Below are 1,762 nucleotides of genomic sequence, written 5' to 3'. Positions count from 1 at the left end.
CTGTAAAAGCTGATGAAATCAGCGTAGTAGAGCCCACTCAACCACTGCGTCTTGCTCGATAATCCAAAAACAATTGAGAGGCTAGGACTTTTGTCCCAGCCTCTTTTTAACTGCTCTTAGTTCCCCATTTTTCCTTTGGGTACGAGCAGATAGAAAAATAGCAAATTCACTCCAAATACGGCAACAAAGAGCGCTAATTGGGTAGCATCAATCGTTTGTTTCTCCGTCAAATCTTGGATCAGCTTTGTATAATAATAACCTGGGAAAGCCCGTTGTAGCTTGCCAACCAAGTCCATAAATCCGCCACTTGCGCCAAGCGTATCAAAGGGAATAATGGTCATGGCTGCCAAAATAATGATAGGAAAGCCAATGGTATCAATCGTCTTGGCATCTATCCTGACCCCAAGAACAAAGCCAATCACGCTAAAGTAGATCCCCATCAAGGATAAGAGGAAAAATTGTACCAACAGGCTAGTCGTCACTGGAAAGTGAAAACCTAGAACAGCAACTACTAGTACTGCTAAAAAGATCAAGCTGTTCAGAATCAGTTGCACGATCGATTGATCCCATAAATAGTTCTTGACACTATATCTTGTAAAGTGGGATTCAAAAGAATAAAACCCGATATCTGAGGCGATTCGCTTACTAAAAGTTGCAAGGCTATTGCCAATGACGCCGATAAAGACGGCAATGCCTAATAAAATACTTGGCGAAACTCCTTTTTGAAGCTGATAAAAGAAGATATACCAGCCTATGGGTAAAATAATGGTGAATAATACAAAGCGCTTATTTCGTAAAACTTGTTTTAATTGAATCTTTCTCATGCTTGTTCCCCTCCTTTATTCATCTCTTCTCGGAAATACTGCTCAATGGTTTGACCAGCCTGGTGAATATCCTCGACAGACTTTGTGGCAGCAATTCGACCATCTTTTAAAATCAGGACTTTTGTAAAAAAGGCATCGATTTGGTTAAAATCATGGGTCACCACAACAGATGTAAACTCTTGCTGCTCCAGTAGTTTCCAAAAGTTATCCACTGCTTCCAAGTCCATGCCAGTCGTTGGCTCATCTAAAAAAATCAACCTTGGATGATTCAAAATAGTTAACAACAAGGACAAGCGTCTCTTTTGACCACCGGAAAGACTTCCTACCATCTGCTCTCTTGATTCTCTTAATTCGACCATTTCTAAGAGTCCATTGATATCGGCCTGCTTCAGCTGATTCATCCGGCTTTTTAATTCGACGAATTCAGCAACGGTTAGATCCTCGATGAGCAGATCTCCCTGAGGCATCATCCCAATTTCTCTTTGGAAATCAAGCGAAGTCTTTATTGTCCCCGAATCGGCCTGGAGCTGCCCAGCGATAATGTTGAATAGGGTGCTTTTCCCTGCTCCATTATTTCCCAGCAAGGCAATTTTGTCTCCTTCTTCTATCGAAAAAGACACTCCCTTTAATACAGCTTTCTCCTTAAATGATTTTGTAATAGATGCTACCTGAAACATACGATCCCTCTTTTCTTATTGATCTTGTATACAGTATACTTCAAAGGGACAGTCTTTGTAGCTCTCTGTCAGAATCGGTCAGAAAATCGTCGTGAATGGTCAAAAAAGAGGCTGGGACAAAAGTCCTAGCCTCTCAATTATTTTTGATTGTCGAGCAAGACGCAGTGGTTGAGTGGGCTCTACTACGCTGATTTCATTAGCTTTTACAGCCCTACTCAACTGTGCGGAGGTGGGACGACGAAATCGAATTCTAACGAATGA

General features: G+C 41.5%; 2 protein-coding genes. Both read right to left on the bottom strand.

Going from position 1 to position 1,762, the window contains the following annotated elements; translation table 11 throughout:
- Positions 1-116: 116 nt before the first annotated feature.
- Entirely contained in the window at positions 117-824 is a 708-nt protein-coding gene (locus ADI76_RS04285; RefSeq protein ID WP_049472603.1) for a hypothetical protein, read from the bottom strand.
- Complete coding sequence (locus ADI76_RS04280; protein WP_049514897.1) at positions 821-1,501, bottom strand: ABC transporter ATP-binding protein; 681 nt, start codon at positions 1,499-1,501, stop codon at positions 821-823. Before ADI76_RS04280 ends, ADI76_RS04285 begins: the two co-directional genes overlap by 4 nt.
- Between the last annotated feature and the right edge of the window lie 261 nt (positions 1,502-1,762).

This window comes from Streptococcus parasanguinis, from assembly GCF_001074805.1.
In the GTDB taxonomy this organism is placed as follows: domain Bacteria; phylum Bacillota; class Bacilli; order Lactobacillales; family Streptococcaceae; genus Streptococcus; species Streptococcus parasanguinis_A.
This window is presented reverse-complemented; position numbering and strand designations above follow the sequence as displayed.